Here is a 22,289-nt window from a genome sequence, read left to right as displayed (position 1 = left end):
CGCCGCTGGGCAACGCCCACGGCAAGCACATCGTGACGGTAGAGGGCATCAACGCGGCCGGCAGCCAGCTCACGCCCGTGCAAAAGGCCATTGTCGACGAGGGCGGCTCGCAGTGCGGCTTCTGCACGGTAGGCTTCGTGATGTCGCTCACCGGCCACAGCCTGAGCACCCAGCCGGCCACCGAGAAAAGCACGATTGCCGCCATCGATGGCAACATCTGCCGCTGCACGGGCTACAAATCATTGGAGCGCGCCGCTGCCAAGCTCACGGCTGACCTAGCAGACCGGCCGAATGAAAATGCTTTGGCCTGGCTCAGTGAGAAGCAGTTCGTGCCCGGCTACTTTGCCGGGATTCCGGCCAAACTAGCCAAGCTGCGCCCCGATGAAGCCCCGGTAGCTGAAGCTTCTTCAGCAGTAATAGCAGCTGCGGCCACAGCCCATTCCAACGGCGGCAGCGCAGTTTCGACCTCGCCCAACGGCCACGCCCAAAACCAGAACGACCACGGCCACTTCCCTCCTGCCCCTTTCACCCATCCCCTCGTCGGCGGCGGTACTGACCTCATGGTGCAGCGCCTCGAAGAGTTGCGCGAACAGCCCGGCGTGCGCCTGATTTTCGACCAACCCGGCCGGCGCGGCATCCGCCACGAAACCACCGGGCGCGTGGTGCTGGGCGCCGCCACCACCGCCAGCCAGCTGCTCGAATCTGACCTGATGCGCGGGCTGCTGCCCAACCTGCCGCAGTACCTGAAACTGGTATCAAGCACGCCCATCCGCAACATGGGCACGGTGGCCGGCAACTTCATCAACGGCTCGCCGATTGGCGACCTCACTATTATGTTCCTGGCGCTTGGCGCGTCCGTCACGCTGCTCGACGCGGCCAGCGGCACCCGCGAGCTGGCCCTGCCCGACCTCTACCTGGGCTACAAAAAGCTGGCGAAGGCGGCCGACGAGCAGGTCATCGAAATCAGCTTCCCCGCCCCACTGGCCGGCGACTTCTTCCATTTCGAGAAAGTCTCCAAGCGCACCCACCTCGACATTGCCAGCGTGAATTCCGCCGCTTGGCTGCGGGTTGAAAACGGCATCATCCAAGCAGCCCGCGTGTCGGCCGGCGGCGTGGGCCCAGTGCCGCTGTACCTGGCCCGCACCAGCGAGTTTCTGGTGGGCCGCGAGCTGTCGGCCGAAACCGTGAGCGCCGCCAATGCTGTGATGCAGGAGGAAATCAGCCCGATTTCCGACGTGCGCGGCACCGCCGACTACAAGCGGCTATTGCTACGCCAGCTGCTGTGGGCGCATTTCCTGCAGTTTGCGCCGGAATTGGCAGTGGATGAATTGATTTAATTAGCAATATTAGACGGTCATGCTGAGCGAAGTCGAAGCATCTCTACCGCGATACTAAAATTGATTAGTTGCGCGGTAAAGATGCTTCGACTTCGCTCAGCATGACGTTCAAGAATTACCCGAACCATGAACCACCTCGACCCCAACCGCCACGTGCGCGGCGAATCGCAGTACCTCGACGACGTGCCCGTGCAGCAAGGCACGCTCTACGCGGCCGTGTTTGAAAGCCCGCTGGCCCACGGCGTGCTCCGTAGCCTCGATTTCAGCGCCGCGCTGACGGCGCCCGGCGTGGCGCGTGTGCTCACGGCGGCCGACATTCCCGGCGAAAACCAAATTGGCGGCATCGTGGCCGATGAGCCGCTGCTGGCCGAGGGGCACGTGCATTTTCGGGGGCAGCCGGTGGCGCTGGTACTGGCCCGCACCGAGGCGCAGGCCCACGCCGCCCTCAAGCTCATCAAGGTCGAAATCGACCCGCTGCCCATCATCACCGACCCGCGGGTGGCGGCGGCGCAGGGCGAATTCATCGTGCCGCCGCGCACCTTCAAAATCGGCGATTCGGCAGCGGCCTGGGCTTCTTGCGCGCACGTGTTCGAGGGCGTGGCCGAGAACGGCGGGCAGGAACATTTGTACATCGAAACGCAGGGCGCGTACGCCTTCCCCACGGAGATGGGCGGCGTGCGGATGATTTCTTCGACGCAGGGACCGACGGCCGTGCAGCGCCACACGGCCGTGGTGCTGGGCCTGGGCATGCACCAGGTGGAAGTGGACGTGACGCGCCTCGGCGGCGGCTTCGGGGGCAAGGAAGACCAGGCTACGCCCTGGGGCGCGTTGGCCGCGCTGGGCGCCTTCCTCACCAAAAAGCCGGTGAAGCTGGTGCTCGACCGCATGGCCGACATGCGCATGACCGGCAAGCGCCACCCCTACTCGTCCGATTTCAAAATCGGCTTTGATAAGGACCTCAAAATCGTGGCCTACGAAGTCACCTTCTTTCAGAACGCGGGCGCGGCGGCCGACCTCTCGCCGGCCGTGATGGAACGCACGCTCTTCCACGCCACCAACGCCTATTTCGTGCCCAACGTGACGGCTACGGCCTTTTCGTGCCGCACCAATCTGCCGCCCAACACCGCCTTCCGGGGCTTCGGCGGGCCGCAGGGCATGTTCGTGATAGAATCGGCCATGACCAAGGCGGCCGAGGAGCTGGGCCTGCCCACCCACGAGCTGCAGCGGTGCAACCTGCTGCGTGAGGGCGACCTGTTCTCGTACCGGCAGGCGGCCGAAATGTGCCACGCCGAGCAGGCCTGGGACACGGCCGCTCGCGAGTTCGACCTGGCCGGCATGCGGGCCGAAGTCGAGCAGTTCAACCAAACCAACAAGCTGAAGAAGAAGGGCTTCGCGGTGATGCCGATTTGCTTCGGCATCTCCTTCACCAAAACGCCCATGAACCAGACGCGGGCGCTGGTGCACATCTACTCCGACGGCTCGGTGGGCATCAGCACGGGCGCGGTGGAGATGGGCCAGGGCGTGAACACGAAAATCGCGCAGGTGGCGGCCCGCACGTTGGGCATTTCGATTAATCGCATCAAAATCGAAACCACCAACACCACCCGCGTGGCCAACACCTCGCCCAGCGCCGCCAGCGCCACCGCCGACCTCAACGGCAAGGCCACCGAAATGGCCTGCGCCGCCCTGCGGAAGCGGCTGCTGGAGCACGCCAGCACCGAGTACACGCTCAACTACGAGGGCCTCGAAATCCACGACGAGCAGGTGCTGGCCGCCGGCGTGCCCGCCGATACCAACTGGGAGAAGCTGGTGTCGTCGGCCTTCTGGAAGCGCGTGGCCCTCACCGAAAACGCCCACTACGCCACCCCCGACCTGCATTTCGACGCCACCGTGAACCAGGGCCACCCCTTCGCCTACCACGTGTACGGCACGGCCCTCACCAGCGTGACGGTGGACTGCCTGCGCGGCACCTACACCGTGGATGCCCTGCGCATTGCCCACGATTTCGGCCAGAGCTTCAACGAAATCATCGACCGCGGCCAGATTGAGGGCGGCGCGGTGCAGGGCATCGGCTGGATGACCATGGAAGAAGTGGCCTACAACGCCGAGGGCCGCCTGCTCAGCAACTCGCTCAACAGCTACAAAATCCCCGACATCTACGCCGCCCCCCGGGTGCTCGACGTGCATTTCCTCGACACGCCGGGCCACCCCAAGGCCATCCTGCGCTCCAAGGCCGTGGGCGAGCCGCCTCTCATGTACGGCATCGGCACCTACTTCGCCCTGCGCGACGCGGTGCGGGCCTTCCAGGGCCACACGGCCCTCCCCTTCTCCGCGCCGATGACGCCGGAAAAGGTGCTGGTGAGCTTGTACCCGGAGTTTGTGGGGATTAACGAAACTGCGACGGTGGCACGGGCTTAGCCGAGACAGTCTACCTTCTGAACTATATTGTTCAAAAGATAGATGGTACCTTTCTTGCCTCCGGCAGCATTATGATATCCAGTGCTTAGCCAAAGGAGAGGCAATTGATACATATTAGATTTTACCAGAATACCATATGAGAAAAAATTTATACTTCATACGAACTAAATATCAACTAAAAAGGCATTCAACAAATTGGAAAATCAGAAAAAGACATGCCACCCACATTATTTCCAATTATTTTAAGAGGAAAAATTTTAACAGCAACAGAAAATTCAAATCATACAAGGTTTTAGTAGCACCAGAAAACTTTTCTTTTATAGAGAACACAAATGAAGTGCTCAATTATTTTAATGCATCAAGAAATTTAATTACAAAAGCCAACCCTGTATATCTAGACATCTCAAAAATTTCTAATTTAACGCCTGATACAATTGCATTGTTAATGGCAAAATTGAGTGAAAAAGCAAGCAAAAAAGCTGGCTTCAGTGGCAATGCCCCAACAAAACCAGCTTTAAAAAAGCTCTTTATAGAATCTGGTTTTTATGATTATGTAAAGAGCAATGGAACAAAGGTTGCATCTCAAACAAACAAATTATGGAAACATTCAACCAATAATGAGGTTGTGAGTCAAATCGCCGGGAATGCAAAGAAAGCATGCAAAGACCTATTAATTTCCGATTCTAACAATGAGGTATCAGACCCGCTTTACAATCTTCTTGTTGAAGCAATGTCTAATACAATACATCACGCACAAAAAAATAATACGCTTGATGGACTTAACTGGTGGCTATATTACTACCTTGACGAAAACACCAATACACTAAAATATAGTTTCATTGACCTAGGAATAGGGATATTCAAAAGTGCAAACTTTAATACATTTAGAAAAGCTTTTAGCTATGTGTATAAAGGCAATATGTTTCTAGTAAAACCTTTTTTAGATGGCCAAATTACTTCTTCAAGAGAAAACGACAACGAAATAAGTGGCAAGGGTGTAAGGCAGATACTGAGCTGCTCCGCGTTACCTGAATTTAAACGCTTCATTATCATTACTAATGATGTAAAAATCGACGTCAAAACTCAGCAAAGCGAAGAATTAGACACTAACTTTGAAGGCACTTTCATCTATTGGGAAGTAGCAAACGTCACCTAAACCATGGAAATCAGAGATAGAATAAACATCGCCAAGGATTTTTCAGAATATCCAGGCGGCCGTTACAAATCTGAAGGAGCGTATTCCGGCGAGGACTTTTTACTGAATCATTTAATGGGAAAACTCATTGGTGCTCTAGTAGGCGGATATTTGCTGGAAATTGATTTAACTGGCATGAACGGATATCCATCATCATTTTTATCAGGTTCATTCGGCAAAATAACTTATGAATTAGGCAAAGTTATAGGAGCCAAAAAGGCCTCCGATGTTATCAGAAATCTAATCGTATTAAAATGCGATGATAGTGTCACTAGAATCCAAGCGGTTGAAAGTGAAATAGCAAATCCGGTTACAAAAACCGAGAAAAGGAAATGAAGGCCAATGACTGGGTAGCGAATGTAGGGCTATACACTATTGCCGGCGTAATAGGCATTGCATTGGGATGTATCATCCAAGCTAAGACACCGATTGAAATCGACCACAAAATCCGATATTCAGAGCTAATAAATTGGTTAATAACAATTTTTATCGGATTTTGGGTTGGCTATCGTTTAAAAAACGATTTTGAAAACAACAAAACTATTAAATCAATGCTGATTGATGATGTCAAATTCATTATATCAGAATTACACAAATCTAATTCCTTATTCAGTAAACTCAGGAGCGAAGTAAAAGAAAATGAATTTGACAACAGTCAACAACAGTCAATCAATTTTCAACTGAACTATGTTGACCAAAGAATTTACATATTTTGCGAAGCATTAAAAGAGAATTACAATTCACATTATAGAGAAATACAACAGAAATTAGTTGATAAATTTTTAGAATTAAATAAAATTGCAACAGACCCCGATGACGTAAATCAGAGCTATTTTGATAATGTCACGAGAAAAGCAACTGCGTTAGAATCTGAGCTTAAGAGTATCGTTCAAAAAATCGTCAGCAAAATGTGATTTAGTTCTACTAATGACATTTCATATTTATTATTCAACGCAAAAGAGGCTGAAGCTCCCGTAGCTTCAGCCTCTTTTCGTTTCTGTCGCAGCGCAGGGCTTTGGGGAAGGAGTTGGGCAGCGCTGAGCTACTCCGCCTTGCTCACGAACGTCTGCTTCGCCCGAATATCCGTCGAGGAGCTGCCGACCAGCACTTCGAATTCGCCGGGCTCGACTACCCAGTTCATGTTGCGGTCGAGCAGGGCCAAATCGTCGGGGCGGAGGGTGAAGTGGATGGTTTTCTTCTCGCCGGGGGCCAGGCTCACGCGCTCGAAGCCGCGCAGCTGGCTGTCGTAGGTGATGACGGTGCTGAGCTTGTCGCGCAGGTAGAGCTGGACCACTTCGTCGCCTTTTACCGGGCCGGTGTTGGCCACGTCCACCGCAATTTCGATGGGAGCTTTGGGGGCGGCTTCGCGGGGCGTTATCTGGAGGTTGGAATAGGCGAAGGTGGTGTAGCTCAGGCCGAAGCCGAAGGGATAGAGGGGGCCGTTGGTGGCGGTTTTGCCGCCGCCGTTGGGGTCGCCGCCGATGGGCTGGTCGGCCTGGGAGGCGGGCTTGAAGGGGAAGTTGAACTCAATCTGGCCGGTGCTTTTGGGGAAGGTCATGGGGAGCTTGCCGCCGGGGTTGTAGTTACCAAACAGCGCCTCGGCGATGGCCGTGCCGCCCGACGGGCCCGGAAACCACGCTTCCAGAATGGCCGGCACCTGGCGCGCCGCCCAGTTGATGGTGAGCGGCTGGCCGTTGATGAGCACCAACACCACAGGCTTGCCGGTGGCGTGCAGGGCCTCCAGCAGCTGTTGCTGGCGGCCGGGCAGCTCGAGCGAGGTGCGCGAGAGGCTTTCGCCCACGGTTTTGTCGTCTTCGCCCAGCACGGCCACGATGACGTCGGCGGCCTGGGCTTTGGCCACGGCTTCGGCGATGCCCTGTTGCTCGGGGGCGCTCAGGGGCGTGGGCACCAGCTCGGTATCGGGCCAGCCGGGGCACACCACGTCGCAGCCCTTGGCGTACTGCACCGTGAGGCCGGGGCCGGCGGCCGCTTGCAGGCCCTTGAGCACGGTGGTGACGGGGTTGTTCGAGGGGCCGTAGCGGCTGATGGCGGGGTCGGGATTATCGGCCAGCGGGCCTACTACGAGCAGGTTTTTGAGCTGGCTTTTTTGCAGGGGCAGGCGGGCGTTTTCGTTTTTCAGCAGGACCAGTGATTCGCGGTTGGCTTGCAGGGCGAAGGCCTCATCGGCGGGCGTGTGCACGGTTTTGTCGGCCTGCCGGGGGTCGGGCACGTAGGGCTGGTCGAAGAGGCCGAGGCGGAATTTCACGCGCAGCACCTCGCGCACCCGCGCATCGACGGTGGCCTGGGCCAGGCGGCCGGTTTTCACCAGCTCGCGCACGTTGTTGATGTAGGTGGCGGGGGTGTAGAAGTTGGTCCACACGTTCAGGCCGGCCTCCACGGCCTGGCGCGTGCCGTCGAGGAAATCGGGCGCCACGTGGTGCTTCTCGGAGATGAATTCCACCGCCCGGCTGTCGGACACTACGTAGCCATCGAAGCCGTATTGCTGGCGCAGCAACTCGGTGAGGAAATAATGGCTGCCGGTGATGGGCACGCCGTCCCAGTCGTTGTAGCTGCTCATCACGCCCAGCGGGTGGGCCTCCTGAATGACGCGCCGGAACGGGTAGAGGAACAGCTGGTGCAGCTCGCGCGGCGCCACGTGCGGGTCGGTGCGGGCGTTGCCGTCGCGCCCGCCCTTGGGCACGCTGTACACGGCGAAGTGCTTGAGCGTGGCGGCCACGCCTTGGCCCTGCACGCCGAGCACCATCTGCTTGCCCAGCTCCGCGATGAGGAAGGGGTCTTCGCCGTAGCACTCCACCACGCGGCCCCAGCGCGGGTCGCGGGCGGGGTCCAGAATGGGCACGTACACGTTGGTGTAGCCCAGGGCTTTGGCTTCGCGACCCACGGTTTCGCCGGCGCGGCGCACCAGGGCCTTATCCCAGCTGCTGCCGATGCCGATGGGCGCCGGCAAGGGCGTGGCGCGGTCGTGGTTCAGCCCGTGGATGCCTTCATTGGTGAAATCGACGGGGATGCCCAGCCGCGTTTCCTCCACGAACCAGCGCTGCACGTTGTTGATGCCCACGGCGTGCTGGCTGAACGGGTAGGTGTATTTGCTGGCGGCTTTCGGGGTATTGCGCACGCCGTTCAGCTCCTCGTCGATGTTGGCGATACCGTCTTTCCAGACTTCGTTTTTCCAGCCGGGCGTGGGCATCTCGTCCTTCAGCACCCGCCCGAAACCGTAGAGCGTGGCCATCTGGCAGGTTTTTTCGTCCAGGGTCATCTGGGCCAACAGGTCGTCCACGCGCTTTTCCAGCGGCTGCATCACATCCTCGTACACGTCGCGCCGGCCGTTTTTGTTGAAGTCGACCCAGCCCTTGTGGTAGAGGTTTTTCTGGGCGTGCGCCGTGGTGGCCAGCAGGCAGCCCAGGGCCAGCAGCAGGGGTTTTCGGTTCATAAAGCGCAGTCGGGTGGGATTTGAGGAAGCTGGAATCAGCTGTAAACTTCCCGCCATAATGGTCCGAAACCAACGCTTTTCTGCGCAAACGTTTACGGCCTACCCCTGGCTGGCAGTCAGTATGTTGGCCAGCGGCACTGCGATTGGAACAATATAATTTTTTGGGTTAAATATTTTATTATTCACCTATACAACATATGTTTACTGCTGCCTCAGGGCACCCCGCCAACATATTTTTTCACTTTAACACTTTCGCTCACATGCAACTACGTCAACTCTTCGCAGCTAGCGCCGTCCTGGCTCTTTCCCTGATATTTGCGCCGGCCGCGGTTGCGCAGAAAATGCCGTCCGCTCGCGCAATGGCCACTACTGGCGATACGGTCTGGGTTATCGTGAACTCGGTGAAGCCCGACAAGCGCGCCCAGTACGAGCGGTTTGTCAACGAGCTTTTCTGGCCTTTGGCGGCGAAGATGAGCGCCACCGACCAGCGCACTTTCCGTCAGACGCGCGTTCTGAATGCGTACCGGCCCGAAACCGACGGCACATACTCCTACATGTTTATCATGGACCCCGTGCTGCATGGCCACAGCTATGACATCCTGAAACTGCTTGAAAAGGGATACGGCAAGACCAAAGCAGCCGAATACAACAAGCTTTTCACCGAAAGCCTGGCCCGGCCCCAGAAGCAGTACGCGGTGGTGCAGTCTCGCTTCTAAGTCCTTGCGCCAACAAAAACCCCCGTTGCCCCAGTCCCCGCGTAGCAGGAACCAAGGCGACGGGGGCTTTGCGCATGCCGGCTGGCTACTTCGCTGCTTTGGCGCGACGTCCTTCCAGAATGCGGAAGAACGAGCGGGTCTGCACCTCTTCCAGCGTCAGGCCAGTCGCCAAAATCTCCTCTTCCGAAATGGCGCCGCAGTTCAGGGCTTTCAGGAAGAAGTTGAGCAGGCCCTGGCCGGTGGCGGCATCGTCGAAGATGTCGCCGGTAAGGGTAGAAATGGCGGCGCGCTCCACGAAGGTTTTCAGACGGAAAACCGCGTCGTCGTAGCTGCTGAGGAAGAAGTTGTAGGTGGCGGCGTAGCGCATCGGCAGCTGCGCGGGGTTCAGGTCCCAGCCCTGGTAGAAGCCGTTGATGAGCGAGTGCGTGCTGTGGTGGTACGCTTGCCGCCAGGCGTTGTGTACCGACTCGCGGTTTTCGCGCAGCTGGGCAAACGTCAGGTTGTCGCCGCGGTGCGGGCCGATGGGCATCACGTTGGTAGCCCCATCCGAGAGGAAAATGCCGGTGCCGCCGAGCGCCACTTTGGTCATGTGGTGGGCGAAGTCATTCACCGGGTGGCCCATGGTCTGGTACTTGGCCGTGATGCCGCAGCTGGCGGTGTAGTCGTAGGTGCCGAAGTGGGCCGCGATGCAGCGCCCCTCGCTGGCCCGGATGATGCGCATAAGTGGGTTGCGCCCCTCCTCGTCCATGATGATTTGGGTGGCCTCCACCATCGTCTCCATTTTGAGGGTGCCGGGGGCCAGGCCGTTGGCCTTTTCCAGCAGCTCAAACAGGCGCACCATTGTGGTCATCTGCTCCGGGATGGTCACTTTGGGCAGCATCACCACGAAGTTGTCGGGCAGCTTGCCGCCGGTTTCGGCCAGCAATGCGGTCAGGAAAATGTCGAGCGTGCGCACGCCACGCTGCTTCAAATCTTCAGTGAAGGGCTTGATGCGGATTCCGATAAACGGCGAGAGCGTGCCCTGCGTCATGCCTTTGGCTACTTCCTTGGCAGCACGCACGGCGGTTTCGTCCTCCTCCGCATCGGGCCGGTTGCCGAAGCCATCTTCAAAATCGACGCGGAAGTCTTCCACGGCCTCGCGCTTCAGCTTCGCCACGATTTTATTGTAGACCGAGTAAGCCAGCCAGGCGGGCTCCTGCTTGCGGTCCTCAGGGCTCATGGCGTCGAGTTTCGCCGTCAGGGCGGCTACGTCGGCTTCGAGGTGCGGCAGGTGCTCGTGGTTTTTAAACTGGAGGGCGCGGGCCAGCTCCACGAAATTGGGAGCGTAGGTGAGCAGGTTGTTGAGGGCGATTTCGCCCATTTTCACGCAGGTATCGGCCTTGAAAAGATTGGCACCGCCGTACACGGTATGCACGGGCTGGCGGTCGGGCCGGTCGCCGGGGTAGGTGTGCTGGAATTTGATATTGGCCGCGCCCAGCTGGTCGAGCAGGGCGGCTTTGTCGGATTCGGGTAAGCTGAGTTTCATGGTGGGAATTAAGATGTAGCGCGAAGCTCCAGCTTCGCGTGTCGTTGAACGATAATCGTGGTAATGGCGCGGACGAAACGCGAAGCTGGAGCTTCGCGCTACATCGTTCTCACGAGCCGCGGTAGGTGGAATACCCGAATGGATTCAGCAGCAGCGGCACGTGGTAATGCGCGTTTTCAGCCACGTTAAACACGATTTCCACGAAGGGATAAAAATTCGCCGTGCCGTCTTGGGCGAAATATTGCTGGGTGTAGAACTTCATTTTATACACCCCCAACTCCACCTGTTTTTCCTTCGGCAATAAGTCGGGAATACGGCCATCGGCGTTTGTTTTGCCGCGCGCAATTTCCTGCCAGTCCTCCCCCACTTGTTGCAGCAGCGCAATGCTGACATTGGCCGCCGGCTTGCCCTTGGTGGTGTCGAGAATATGAGTGGTTATCTGGCTCATGCGGCGAGGAGTTTTTCGAGGCGAAGGCGGGTGATTTTGTTCTGTTCGCCGGCGGCGATAAGGATTTCGTCGGCGGGGTCATTGGTGAGGCGGGCTTGCAGTAGGGCCAGCATTTCGTCGGCCGTTTTGCCTGTGGCGCACACGATGAAAATGTAGCCAAACTTGCGCTCGTAGTCTTCATTACCAGTCGCCAACGCTTCCAGCGTTTCCTGCGAAGCCTGTTTCACAGAGGCCTGCTCGCCCTCGGCCCAGGTGCTGGTGCTGGCGAATTTGGCGCGTAGCGCTTCCACATCGCCGCCAATTTTGGGGTGGTGGGTGAAGGCTTCGCGCCAGTCGGCTTCGTCCAGCTTATTCCACGCGGTGTTGGCCTCGTCCATCAGCGTTTCGGCATCGGACACGGGGAAGGCGGCGAGCATATTTTTCACCCAGGCAGTCGAGCCGCAGCACTTTTGCAGGGCTTCGGCGAGGGCGGGTTTGGGAAGATTATTGAGTTCAGAGAGGGTCATTTATTCCATTATAACGTTTCAGCAGCTCCACTTTAGCTTCTTCCAGCGTAGCTATGAATTCATTTAAATTGATGGTAATAGAGTCCGGCAGACCGTAGTTGACACTAGCGTGGTTGTGAAAACTGACACTGAATTCACCTATTTCAGTATCAATAGCGCAGATATAAAATTTGGCGTAATACACCTCTGCACACAGATACTTACCGTCTGTTGCGCTTGACAAGTCAAACCAAAATTCCTCGGGCGGCCAATTTCCCATGGTGATATAATTAAACCATCGTTGGAAACCGGTTTACATTCTTGTAATAGATATAAACCGACGGCTCCTGGCCCATGGCCGTGGCCCACTGCTGGCAATACGGCCCCATCCAGATGGAATCGCCTTTTTTCACCGGGTACCAGCACTGGTCAAGCATATAAATGGCCTGGCCTTCAAGGTACATTAGACCGTGCTCCATGATGTGGGTTTCCACCATGGGCAGGTTGCCGCCGATGCCGTAGGTGAAGATGTTCACGGCCATATCGAAGCCCGGCACGTTCGGCAGCAGCTCTTGGATGCGCAGGGCCTCGTCGTTCATGTAGATGGGCGCTTTGCTGTAGTCGCGCTCGCCCCAGAAGATGCCCGGCGTGGCGTGGCCGGCCAGCGGCTCATACACTTTATGAAAGGTCAAAAGCTGCGTGCCGGCTTCGGGTTGACTGAATTCATAAGTCTGACTTACGGGCACATACACGTACTCGCCCACTTTCAGCGTGCGGGTTTCGCCGCCCACGGTGGCCGTGCAGCCGCCCTGCACCACGTAGAAGAAAATCTGCGAAGCCTCGGTTTCGCCCTTCACATTGCCGGCCTCGGTGAGGGTGATGAGCGTTTGGCAGAGGCGCGCGCCCATCTGCTCGTTGATGATGACGTTGGTGGTGCAGCCGGTCCAGCCGGGCACGTTGCTGTTGATGTAGCCATCGGGGGCGATGATGGCGTGGTTGCGCTTCACAACTGAGCGCGTCAGGGCGGACATTTCCATATTAACGGGTGGGATTTTGAGTGCGGAGAAGGGTGATGAATTGGTCGGCCACGGCGATGGCGGCGGCCAAATCAGCCAGTTCTACATTCTCCAGCGGATTGTGACTGATGCCTTTGTAGCAGCGAATGAATAGCATCGTAGCGGGCGCCACGAAAGAAACGGGCACGGCATCGTGGCCCGCGCCGCTCACCAACGGGATGGTTTCGTAGCCACTGTCGGCGATGGCCTGAGCCAGCAAAACGTTCAGATTAGCATCGCAGGCGACGGGCGCGGTTTGCTGAATCAACTTCCACTCCAGCACCACGTTGCGCTGCACAGCCAAGGCTTCGGCGTGGCTGCGGAGGAAGTCGTAGGCCTGGGCCAGCTGCTGCTCGTCGGGACTGCGCAGGTCGAGGCTGCACGTTACTTCGCCGGGAATGACGTTGCTGGCGGCGTGGCTGATGGCCAGCTTGCCCACCGTGGCCACCAAACCCTGGCCGTGCGCCTGGGCAAATTGCTCGGCGATGAGCACGAACTCGGCGGCGGCGCAGAGGGCATCCTGGCGCATGTTCATCGGCACGGTACCGGCGTGGCCAGCCATGCCTTTAAAAGTCAGTTCCACGCGCTGCTGGCCGGCAATGGCCGTCACCAGAGCCACCGGCACGTTCCGTTCCCAGAGCACCGGGCCCTGCTCGATGTGCATCTCAAAATAGCCCAGCCACTCGGCGGCCGGAATGGCATCCAGCGTGAGCTGCGAGGCATCGGCGTCCATGGCCACCAGCGCCTGGTCTAGGGAGATGCCGGCTTCGTCGCACCGGGCCAGCAGGGCGTGGTCGAAAGCCCCGGTCACCACTTTGCTGCCCAAGTAGGTGGTGTGAAAGCGCACGCCTTCCTCGTCGCTAAACGCAATCAGCTCGATGTGAAAGGGCAGCTCGGCTTTTTGTGCCAGCAGGTTTTCCAGCAAATCGAGCCCCATGAGCACGCCCAGCGGGCCGTCGAATTTGCCGGCGTTCACCACCGTATCGATGTGCGAGGCCAGCACGAAGGTCTTGGCATCGGGGTTCGGGCTTTCCAGGCGCGCGCGCAGGTTGCCAATGCCATCGACGCGGGTGGGCAGGCCGGCGGCTTCGAGCCAGCTTTGCACCAGGTCGCGGCCTTCGAGGAAGGCGGGCGTGCCGAAGGTGCGCGTCACGCCATCCGCGTCTTCGCTGATGGCCGCCAACTCGTTGATGCGCTGCATAATTCGCTCAGCGCGTGCCGTGTATTCCTGCTGCATTCCGCTACCGGGTTAAAAATTCGCCGTGGTTGAGGTGAGTGAAATTGGGGCGCTGAAAAACCTGTTCGCCTTTGAGAAAAGTTAATTCCACCACGCCCGCCAATTCCTGGCAAATGTAAGGCGACACTTTGTGTTTGTGCAGAATCATGTCTTCGCTCACCTCAAAGTTCTTTTCGGGGTCGAAAACGATTAAATCCGCATCGAAGCCGGGCGCGATTTGACCTTTTTTCCCGCTCTGGCCGGCCAGCTTTGCCGGGTTCGTGCTCAGCCATTTCACAATATCGGACAAGCTGGCTCCGCGCTGGCGGGCGGCCGTCCACAGCACCGGCAGGGCAAATTGCAGCGAGGCAATGCCGCCCCAGGCCGTCGTGAAGTCCCCGTTTTCGAGCTGCTTCAAGTCGGGCGGCGCGGGTGAGTGGTCAGTGGCCACGAAATCAATAACCCCGCTCTGCAGCGCCGCCCATAGCTGGTCGTTGTTCGCCTTCTCGCGGATGGGTGGGGCGCACTTGAACTGCGTCTGGCCGTCGGCAATGTCCTCGGCGTTGAAGTAGAGGTAGTGCTGGCCGGTTTCTACCGTCAGCGGCAGGCCCTTGGCCTTGGCGGCGGCAATGGGCGCAATGGAATCGGCCGACGACAAATGCACGATGTGCACCGGGCAATTAAACTCCTCGCACAGGCGAATCATCATGGCGATGGCATCGTCCTCCCACTTTTTGGGGCGTGATGCCAGGTAGTTCGGGTACGAGCGGTGGTCGTTTTTTTTCCACTCGTCGTTGTCTTCCGACAGCTCGCAATGCACCAGCAGCGGCAACTTATACCGCGCCAGAATGGGCATCACCCGCCGCAAATCATCCTCCGTGGCATTCGGAAAATCATCAATCCCCGAGTGCGTGAGAAAGGCCTTGAAGCCGAGTACGCCAGCCGCAATCAGCGGTTCAATCTCCTCGGCATTGCCCGGCACCACGCCACCCCAGAAGCCCACGTTGGTGTGCAACTGGCCCTTCGTAGCGGCTTTTTTCAGTTCTAAATTGGCCACCGATGTGGTGACTGGCGCGGAGTTCAGCGGCATATCTACCAAACTGGTGAGGCCGCCGGCCAGTGCGGCGCGGGTGGCCGTATCGAAGCCTTCCCAGTCGGTGCGGCCGGGCTCGTTGATGTGAACGTGCGGGTCAATCACGCCGGGGAGGATGGCGTGGGAGCCGACATCGATGAGCGTGGCGCCGGCCACGTCGGCATCATGGGGCAGCACGGCGCTGATACGGCCGTTTTCGACGAGGAGGGTGGCGGCGCGCTCGCCTTCAGGCGTGACGACGCGCTGGCTGCGCAAAGCAAGAGTTGACATGAGTAGGGAATTTGGCGCTAAATTGGGGGCTTTTTCCCGGTTTAATTAATTGGCAGGGGCCACATGGTGGCATCCTTTTGAAAGAACGTCATGCTGAGCGCAGCCGAAGCATCTCGCGTGCAGTAGTAATCTAATCGTTGAACATCTAATCGGTCAATGAAAAGATTTAGTTGCGGCACGCGAGATGCTTCGGCTACGCTCAGCATGACGTTCCAGGTTTTTCCTTGATACTCCCTACTCCCTCTACCCAAAATTCCCCTATTACCCGCTTACCATATGCTTCAATACATTACCCTGCTCTCCCTGATACTGGCGTTTCTGCTGCTGTTGGGCGTCATTTTCGCCCTCCAGCGCGTGGCCAAAACCCGGCCCGATGGCGGCGTGGTGGGCGAAGGCGGCTCTACGCTGCAAGGCTATTCTTACCTACTGATTCTGCTGGCCGTCATCGCGGCGGTGGGCATCGCCTACGTGCTGGCGCGTGATACGCCCTGGGCCGGGCACATTCTGGAATGGCTCAACATCGTGGTGCGCCTCATGCACATCACCTTCGGCATCGCCTGGATTGGGGCGTCGTTCTATTTCGTATTCCTCGAAAACGCCCTCAACCGCACCGACAACGTGCGCGAGGAGCTGGCCGGCAACCTCTGGGCCGTGCACGGCGGCGGTTTTTATTATCTGGAGAAATATAAGTCGGCCCCAAAGGTCATTCCCAAAAGCTTGCACTGGTTTAAGTACGAGGCGTATTTTACCTGGCTTTCGGGGTTCAGCCTGCTGTTTGTGGTGTATTATTTCAACGCCAGTTCGATGCTGATTGACCCGCGCGTGCTGGATATTTCGCCGCTGGCGGGCGTGGGCATTGGCGTGGGCTCGTTTGTAGCGGCCTGGCTGATTTATGACGGACTGTGCCGCACGGCGCTGGTACGCAGCAAGTGGTTCATTGTCACTGGATTTATCATCGCTACGGCGTTTGCGTTTTTCTATGCGCAGGTGTTCAGTGCGCGGGCGGCCTACATCCACTTCGGGGCCATGCTGGGCACGCTGATGGTGGGCAACGTGTTTTTCACCATCATCCCAGCCCAGAAGGCCATGGTGAAGGCTGCCACCGAAGGCACGCCGCTCGACCCGCAGCTGGGCAAAAACGCCCTGGCGCGCTCGCTGCACAACAACTACTTCACGCTGCCGGTGCTGTTTGTGATGGTCAGCAACCACTTTCCCAGCACTTTTGGGCACTCATATCCGTGGGCCATTCTGGCGGCCATCACGCTGGGCACGGCCGGCGTGAAACACTGGCTGAACCTGCGCGAAAAGCATCAGACCGATACGGCGGTGTGGGTGCTGCCCGCCGCCGTGGCTCTGCTGCTGGGCGTGGTGTTCGTGACGGCCCCGCCGGCCCAGTCGGGCAGCGCGGCCGGCGGCAGCGCCTGCACCGAGCAGGTGACGATGAGCCAGGTGAACATGATTGTGCAGAAGCGCTGCATCCAATGCCACTCCGCGCACCCGACGGACGACGTGTTCAAATCACCGCCTAACGGCGTGGTGTATGACACGCCGGAAGACATCATTCGCCTGAAAGACAAAATCATGCAGCGCGTAGTCGTTACCAAGACGATGCCCCAGAACAACAAAACCCAGATTACGCAGGAGGAGCGCGACCTGATTGCGTGCTGGATTAATCAGGGCGCCCAGAACAAGTAAGATGCCCGCCTCGCCCCGCGACCTGCCCGTTTGGACTCTCGCCGCTGCCAGCCAGCAGGCCGGCACGCCCGTGGCCCTGCTGGCCGTGCTGCGTAGCGAGGGCAGCAGTCCCGGCCGCCAGGGGTTCAAGATGGCCGTGACGGCCGATACCGTGGCCGGCTCCATCGGCGGGGGCATTATGGAGCACAAGTTTGTGGAGTTGGCCCGCCAGCGCCTGCAAACCGGCGAAATCACACCGCTGCTGCGACCCCAGATTCATCGGCGGGAAGCGCCGGCCGACCGCTCCGGCATGATGTGCTCGGGCGAGCAGGACGTGCTGCTCTGGCCCCTGACTGCAAACGACTTAGCGACCGTATCCGCCATCGGAAATGCTTTGCAAACGCTCAGCGGCGGCTTTTTGGAATTGAGCGCGGCTCATGGGTTCCGGTTTCTTCCCGCCGCCACGGCTTCTGAATTGGCTGATGAAGTTGCAACGGAAACGGAATCAACCCATTTCTACAACTACCAGCCGGGCGCGGCGTGGCGCTACCGCGAGCGGCTGGGCTTCCGCGACCAACTTACCATCGTGGGCGGCGGGCACGTCAGCCTGGCGCTGTCCAACGTGGCGGCGGCGCTCGATTTTGAGCTAACCGTGCTGGACGACCGGCCCAACCTGCCCACGCTCGAAAGCAACCAAGCGGCGCACCACCGCCGCGTCATCGACTACGAAAAGGTGGCCGCCGAAGTACCTGCCGGCCCGCACCGGTACGTGGTGGTGATGACCGTGGGCTACCGCACCGATGCCGTAGTGCTGCGCCATTTACTGCGCCGCTCCTACCACTACTTAGGCGTGATGGGCAGCGTGGCCAAAATAGCTGAGCTGCGCCGGGGCCTGCGGGAAGAAGGCTTTTCGGAAGCGGAGATTGCGCGGCTGCGCGGCCCCATTGGCCTGCCCATCCAGAGCCAGACGCCAGAGGAAATTGCCATCAGCATCGCGGCTGAGCTGATTCAGGTGCGGCGGGCGAGGCACTAGGCACGAGTACCCCGAAATTTTATTTCGGCCCGTCAGAACATCATTGTTGTCGGAACGTCATCGTTCACACGGCCCGAAATAAAATTTCGGGGTACTCGTGCTTAGCGGTCTGTGTCGCTGGCCTCGTTGTTGGGGACGGTGCCGTTGGCAAATTCTTCGGTGAAAATGCGGTAGCGGTCCAGGATGGAGCGCACGGAGCGGCGGAGCACAACTTCGCCCATGGGGCCTTCGGGTACGGTCACGCCCGAGGCGTAGCCGTTCCAGACGGCGCGGTTGGTTTTCACGTCGATGAGGGTGACCAGAAGCGTGCCCTCGGCCAGTAGCAAGCGGATGGGCTCGTAGCCCTGGCGCTCTTCCTTGGGCGTGTCGTCGGTTTCCTCGATGTTGCGCTTAATCCACTGGCTGAGGTCTTCCTGCTGGAAGCCGTGGAATTTCATATCGCCCTGATACACCCGGAAATTCACCAGCATATCGGGCCGGCGCTTGGCCCGGCGGTAGCCCTGGGCCAGGAAGCGCTGCTGAATGGCTTCGCGCACCGACTGGCCCAGGGCGCTGCTGTCGGAGGTGAGGCCGGTGCCGGTCACGAAATCGTAGGTACGGTAGTGGCGAAAATTGCCCCGGTAGCTATAATCCGAATCAACCCGGGCTTCGCGGGTGGCCATGCAGCCTGTGAGGGCCAGCACGACGAGTGCCAATAATGTAGTAACAGGCTTCATGACTAAGGGAATTCTCGTGAGGCGATGGAATTACCAATTTACGAAACCTTAGGCACTTAGGCGCTTACACCCGGCGAAAAAATTATGAACATCCGCCCCACGGCCTGCCAGCCCCGATTACTCGGCAACCGGCAGCTTACATCACGAGCTGCCCGGCGCAGCGCCTGCTCTGGCCGGCCGGGCTTCGCGCCCGCCAAGCTCCCCGGACCGGCATGCCAGGCTTAGCCCGGGCAAATTGCCGAAGGGCGGATGTGCTGCCGGCTTTTGGCCAAAACCGGATGCTTGGCTTTGCCCTTAGCCCCACCGCCGCTGAAGCTGATGGTCCAGATGCTGTCGAAATCGGTATCGGGCCAGTCCGACACGTTTTCGAGGCCCAGGTCTTTGGTGATTTCCACGATGTTATCGTGCTCCCACACCACCAGCACCGTGCCCCGGAGCTTCCGCAGCTGCCGGGCAAAGGCTTTGGTGTTTTCCACCATAAAGTCGCTGTTGATGGTGAGGTTGTGTTGCACGGCGTAGGGCATCACGGTTTGCAGCATCCGCACGCGGGTCGTGTCCTTGTCGTTGGTGCCGATGACGGGCACGAAGGTGAGGTTGGGCGGCGAGAGCATGAGCTGATTGAGCACGGCGGGCAGGGCCAGCGCCCGATTCAGGCCGGCGCAGGAAAGATTATCGCCCTCGGGCGGCTTCTCGCCGTGCCGGATGATGACGATGCGCAGCACGGGCGCGGGCGGCACGACTGCCGCTTTCGGGGCAAACGGCGGGAGTTTGGATATCAGATACAGCCGGGCTTTATCGGAATCGGTGAGTTTTGGCATGGTGGAAGCGATACGGGAAAACGGCCGGGACGGCCGCAAGGTAGCGGGTGGGTGGTGCCGAGGGCTTATTCAAAAAAACCCAGAACGTCATGCAGAGCGCAGCGAAGCATCTTTACCGCCACCACTAATCCTTTTGATTGGATTACGTTGCGCGGTAAAGATGCTTCGCTGCGCTCTGCATGACGTCCTTTTATGACGTTCCACTACCCCGCTTCCTTCTTCTACCGATACCCGGCGGCCTGCAAGGCAAACAGCTCCGCGTAGCGCCCGCCCCGGCTCAGCAGCTCCTCGTGGCTGCCGATTTCCACAAACTGACCGTTTTCGATGACCAGAATCCGGTCGGCCATGCGGACGGTACTGAAGCGGTGGCTGATGAGGACGGCGGTTTTGCCCTGGGTGAGCTCCTTGAAGCGCTGGAAGACTTCGTACTCGGCGCGGGCGTCGAGGGCGGCGGTGGGCTCATCGAGGATGAGGAGCTGGGCGTCGCGCATATAGGCGCGGCCGAGGGCGATTTTCTGCCACTCCCCGCCGCTCAGGTCCACGCCACCGTTGAAGCGGCGGCCAATCATCTGGTCGTAGCCGCCGGGCAGCTTGGCGATGACGGTATCGGCGAGGCTCTGGTGGGCGGCGGTTTCGATGCGGGGCTGGTTGTGGCGCTCCTCAATGCGGCCCACGGCCACGTTTTGGCCAGCCGGCAGCTGGAAGCGCACAAAATCCTGGAAGATGACGCCAATTTCGCGGCGTAGCTCGGCCGGGTCGTACTCGCGCAGGTCGTAGCCATCGAGCAGGATTCGGCCTTCAGTGGGGTCGTAGAGGCGGGCCAGGAGCTTCACCAGCGTGGTTTTACCGGCCCCGTTTTCGCCCACCAGCGCCAGCTTTTCACCGGCTTGCAGAGTGAAACTCAGGTTGCGAATGGCCCATTTTGTACCATTCTTGTACTGGAATCCGACGTTTTCAAACTCGAAACCCTGCTTAATGGGCCGGGGGAAGGGAATGGGCCGCTCGCCGTAGAGCGGCTGGGTGACGATGCGCGGCCGCAGCGCAAAGAAGTCGAAGAAATCCTGCAGATACAAGGCCCCGTCGGCCACCGAGCTGAAGCGGCTGAGGATGCCTTCGAGCAGCCCCCGCAGCCGGGCAAACGAGCCAGCCAGGAAGGTGAGCTGGCCCAGCGAAATCTGCCCAGCCACGGTGCGGGCAATGATGTAGACGTATGCGCCATAGTAGCCGGCCGCGCCGATGGCGGCGAAGAGCGTGCCCCAGCTGGCGCGACGCAGCACGAGGCTCTTGTTCTGGCGGTAGAAGTCGTCGGACAGCTCGCGGAAGCGGGTTATCAGGAAATCGGAGAGGCCGAAAATCTTCACTTCCTTGGCCGTTTCGTCGCTGGCGCCGGTCTGGCGGAGGTAGTCAAGCTCGCGGCGCTCGGGCGTCCAGGAGTGCGAGAGGGAGTAGCTGCGCTCGTTGAAGTGCGACTCGCCGAGGAAGGCGGGCACCACGGCCAGCAGCAGCAGCCCCAGCAGCCACGGCTGAAAGGCGACGAGGCCGCCGGCCAGCAGCAGCAGCGTCACGAAGTCCTGGCCCTGGCTGAGGACCTGGCTCATGAGCACGGTGCGGGAGAGGGTTTGGCGGCGGGCGCGCTCCAGCTTGTCGTAGAAGGTGCTGTCTTCGAACTGGTCGAGGTCTAGCTCGGCGGCGTGCTCCATGAGGCGGATGGACGACTGGTTGGCGAACAGGTCGCCGAGCAAGCTGTCGAGCAGGGCCACGCCGCGGCCCAGGGCATCGGCCAGCAGCACCAGGCCGAACTCCAGCGCCACGAGGGTGAGCACGGGCGTGAGCTGCCGCGCTGCCGCGGGCAGCTTGGTGAGGGCCACCACATCGTCGATAATCAGGCGGCCGATGTAGAGCGTGGCCAGCGGCAGAAACGCCCGCAGCAGGCGCAGCGCGATGTTGCCCAGCGCCAGGCCGGGGCTGGTGTGCCAGATTAGTTTCAGGAAGGCGGGCAGGTGGCGCAGGGCCGATACCCGCTCGCGCACGCTCACGGCGGGCTTTTCGGGGCCGCGCCCGCCGTTGGGATTCTTGGCGGAAATGGATTTCAGGAATTCAAACATGGCCCGGGCTGGGGCAAGCTTGGGGCCGGGTTTGGGGGGCGGCCGTTTTGGCAGGGGAAGTTTACTGCAAGCCAATATATTGCGACATCATTTTAGCCCCCCTTAGCTTTACATCCATCCACGAATTACTTAACACCTCAGTGCTTTACTTCAGCAGCCCTATTCGTTTCTTAGTGATGATGTCACTTGTTGGGGTAGTTGGTTGCTCCAAAAAGGAAACTCCAGCTGCAGCTCCTGCCCCGAATACCGGGAGTTACGTACTGGATGGCAGTGCCAAAACGTGCAACGCGAAAGTGTATATACATCCTGGTACTCCTTCCCCACTTGGTAGCTTCGATGTGCTGGAATTACAACTCCTCACCATTCCTGTACCGCAAGCCGGAGCAGAAACACTCTTATTTAACTTCGTCAAGCAAACCGGCGACCCCACCTCCGCTTATCGACTTTCCAGAGTTATTCTGAACAATGGGGCCTACCCGCAAAGCAGGTGGTACTCAACCAATGTCAATTTCACACTGGCTGACATCCCTGGCGGTGGGTTTACTGGCACCTTTTCGGCACTGTCCTCCGCAGGAGTTCCCGCTGCTGGCGACCCTAGCAGCGCCATTACGACAGGTATTTTTACCAATGTTCAGCCCTAGCAATTGTTGAATTAATCTATCTTACAAACCAATCAACCAATACGCTCCACCCACAATACTCCCAAGAAGCCCCAGCCCCGCCAGCGGCTGGGG

General features: G+C 59.0%; 19 protein-coding genes. 9 read left to right on the top strand and 10 right to left on the bottom strand.

The annotated features are described in order from the left end of the window. From AAFH49_RS12985 to AAFH49_RS12965, 5 genes are all read left to right on the top strand, one after another. A partial coding sequence (locus AAFH49_RS12985) for an FAD binding domain-containing protein (protein ID WP_342298714.1) occupies window positions 1-1,337 on the top strand: 1,337 nt, incomplete at its 5' end. A gap of 126 nt (window positions 1,338-1,463) precedes the next feature. Continuing rightward, a complete protein-coding gene (locus AAFH49_RS12980; protein WP_342298712.1) occupies window positions 1,464-3,755 on the top strand; it encodes a xanthine dehydrogenase molybdopterin binding subunit in 2,292 nt (763 codons plus the stop codon). Window positions 3,756-3,891: 136 nt separating this feature from the next. Then, window positions 3,892-4,911, top strand: coding sequence for a hypothetical protein (locus AAFH49_RS12975; protein ID WP_342298710.1), 1,020 nt, complete (start codon window positions 3,892-3,894; stop codon window positions 4,909-4,911). 3 nt (window positions 4,912-4,914) lie between these two features. Continuing rightward, a complete protein-coding gene (locus AAFH49_RS12970; protein WP_342298708.1) occupies window positions 4,915-5,286 on the top strand; it encodes a hypothetical protein in 372 nt (123 codons plus the stop codon). Then, entirely contained in the window at window positions 5,283-5,864 is a 582-nt protein-coding gene (locus tag AAFH49_RS12965) for a hypothetical protein (protein WP_342298706.1), read from the top strand. Before AAFH49_RS12970 ends, AAFH49_RS12965 begins: the two co-directional genes overlap by 4 nt. Window positions 5,865-5,992: 128 nt before the next feature. Here AAFH49_RS12965 and AAFH49_RS12960 read toward each other — a convergent pair whose 3' ends face one another. Next, the gene (locus tag AAFH49_RS12960) at window positions 5,993-8,401 is read right to left on the bottom strand and encodes a glycoside hydrolase family 3 N-terminal domain-containing protein (protein WP_342298704.1); all 2,409 of its coding nucleotides are present in this window, start codon (window positions 8,399-8,401) and stop codon (window positions 5,993-5,995) included. Window positions 8,402-8,760: 359 nt separating this feature from the next. Here AAFH49_RS12960 and AAFH49_RS12955 point away from each other — a divergent pair, with 359 nt between their 5' ends. Continuing rightward, window positions 8,761-9,117, top strand: coding sequence for a hypothetical protein (locus AAFH49_RS12955; protein WP_342298702.1), 357 nt, complete (start codon window positions 8,761-8,763; stop codon window positions 9,115-9,117). An 85-nt stretch (window positions 9,118-9,202) separates the two neighbouring features. On the opposite strand, the gene AAFH49_RS12950 is transcribed toward AAFH49_RS12955, so the two are convergent. The 6 genes from AAFH49_RS12950 to allB form a co-directional block, all read right to left on the bottom strand. Then, the gene (locus tag AAFH49_RS12950) at window positions 9,203-10,642 is read right to left on the bottom strand and encodes a DUF6986 family protein (RefSeq protein WP_342298700.1); all 1,440 of its coding nucleotides are present in this window, start codon (window positions 10,640-10,642) and stop codon (window positions 9,203-9,205) included. Between the two features lie 109 nt (window positions 10,643-10,751). Further along, window positions 10,752-11,090, bottom strand: a complete 339-nt coding sequence (uraH, locus tag AAFH49_RS12945) for a hydroxyisourate hydrolase (RefSeq protein WP_342298698.1) — start codon at window positions 11,088-11,090, stop codon at window positions 10,752-10,754. Continuing rightward, window positions 11,087-11,596 carry a 2-oxo-4-hydroxy-4-carboxy-5-ureidoimidazoline decarboxylase gene (uraD, locus tag AAFH49_RS12940; RefSeq protein WP_342298696.1) on the bottom strand — a complete coding sequence of 170 codons (510 nt, stop codon included), beginning with the start codon at window positions 11,594-11,596 and terminating at the stop codon, window positions 11,087-11,089. Before uraD ends, uraH begins: the two co-directional genes overlap by 4 nt. A 269-nt stretch (window positions 11,597-11,865) precedes the next feature. Further along, window positions 11,866-12,612, bottom strand: a complete 747-nt coding sequence (gene allE / locus AAFH49_RS12935; protein ID WP_342298694.1) for a (S)-ureidoglycine aminohydrolase — start codon at window positions 12,610-12,612, stop codon at window positions 11,866-11,868. Window position 12,613: 1 nt separating this feature from the next. Further along, the gene (locus AAFH49_RS12930) at window positions 12,614-13,867 is read right to left on the bottom strand and encodes an allantoate amidohydrolase (RefSeq protein ID WP_342298693.1); all 1,254 of its coding nucleotides are present in this window, start codon (window positions 13,865-13,867) and stop codon (window positions 12,614-12,616) included. A 4-nt stretch (window positions 13,868-13,871) separates the two neighbouring features. Beyond that, window positions 13,872-15,209, bottom strand: coding sequence for an allantoinase AllB (gene allB / locus AAFH49_RS12925; RefSeq protein ID WP_342298691.1), 1,338 nt, complete (start codon window positions 15,207-15,209; stop codon window positions 13,872-13,874). Between the two features lie 276 nt (window positions 15,210-15,485). Between allB and AAFH49_RS12920 the strand changes: the two genes are divergently transcribed. Both AAFH49_RS12920 and AAFH49_RS12915 read left to right on the top strand, forming a co-directional pair. Then, window positions 15,486-16,904 (top strand): urate hydroxylase PuuD, encoded by a 1,419-nt coding sequence (locus AAFH49_RS12920; protein ID WP_342298688.1) that lies wholly within the window; start codon window positions 15,486-15,488, stop codon window positions 16,902-16,904. Window position 16,905: 1 nt separating this feature from the next. After that, the gene (locus tag AAFH49_RS12915) at window positions 16,906-17,916 is read left to right on the top strand and encodes an XdhC family protein (RefSeq protein WP_342298685.1); all 1,011 of its coding nucleotides are present in this window, start codon (window positions 16,906-16,908) and stop codon (window positions 17,914-17,916) included. Window positions 17,917-18,017: 101 nt separating this feature from the next. Here the strand turns inward: AAFH49_RS12915 and AAFH49_RS12910 are convergent, their stop codons facing one another. The 3 genes from AAFH49_RS12910 to AAFH49_RS12900 form a co-directional block, all read right to left on the bottom strand. Then, window positions 18,018-18,632: a DUF4136 domain-containing protein gene (locus AAFH49_RS12910; protein WP_342298682.1), complete on the bottom strand. Its 615-nt coding sequence runs from the start codon at window positions 18,630-18,632 to the stop codon at window positions 18,018-18,020. Between the two features lie 221 nt (window positions 18,633-18,853). After that, window positions 18,854-19,450, bottom strand: a complete 597-nt coding sequence (locus AAFH49_RS12905; RefSeq protein WP_342298680.1) for a histidine phosphatase family protein — start codon at window positions 19,448-19,450, stop codon at window positions 18,854-18,856. Between the two features lie 221 nt (window positions 19,451-19,671). Then, window positions 19,672-21,555: an ABC transporter ATP-binding protein gene (locus tag AAFH49_RS12900; protein WP_342298678.1), complete on the bottom strand. Its 1,884-nt coding sequence runs from the start codon at window positions 21,553-21,555 to the stop codon at window positions 19,672-19,674. 140 nt (window positions 21,556-21,695) lie between these two features. Here AAFH49_RS12900 and AAFH49_RS12895 point away from each other — a divergent pair, with 140 nt between their 5' ends. Continuing rightward, entirely contained in the window at window positions 21,696-22,196 is a 501-nt protein-coding gene (locus tag AAFH49_RS12895) for a hypothetical protein (protein ID WP_342298675.1), read from the top strand. The last annotated feature ends 93 nt before the right edge of the window (window positions 22,197-22,289 follow it).

Origin of the sequence: Hymenobacter segetis, assembly GCF_038448715.1 — a bacterium.
Classification (GTDB): Bacteria; Bacteroidota; Bacteroidia; order Cytophagales; family Hymenobacteraceae; genus Hymenobacter; species Hymenobacter segetis.
Note: the sequence above shows the minus strand (reverse complement) of the source record. Positions and strands in the feature narration are given on the sequence as shown.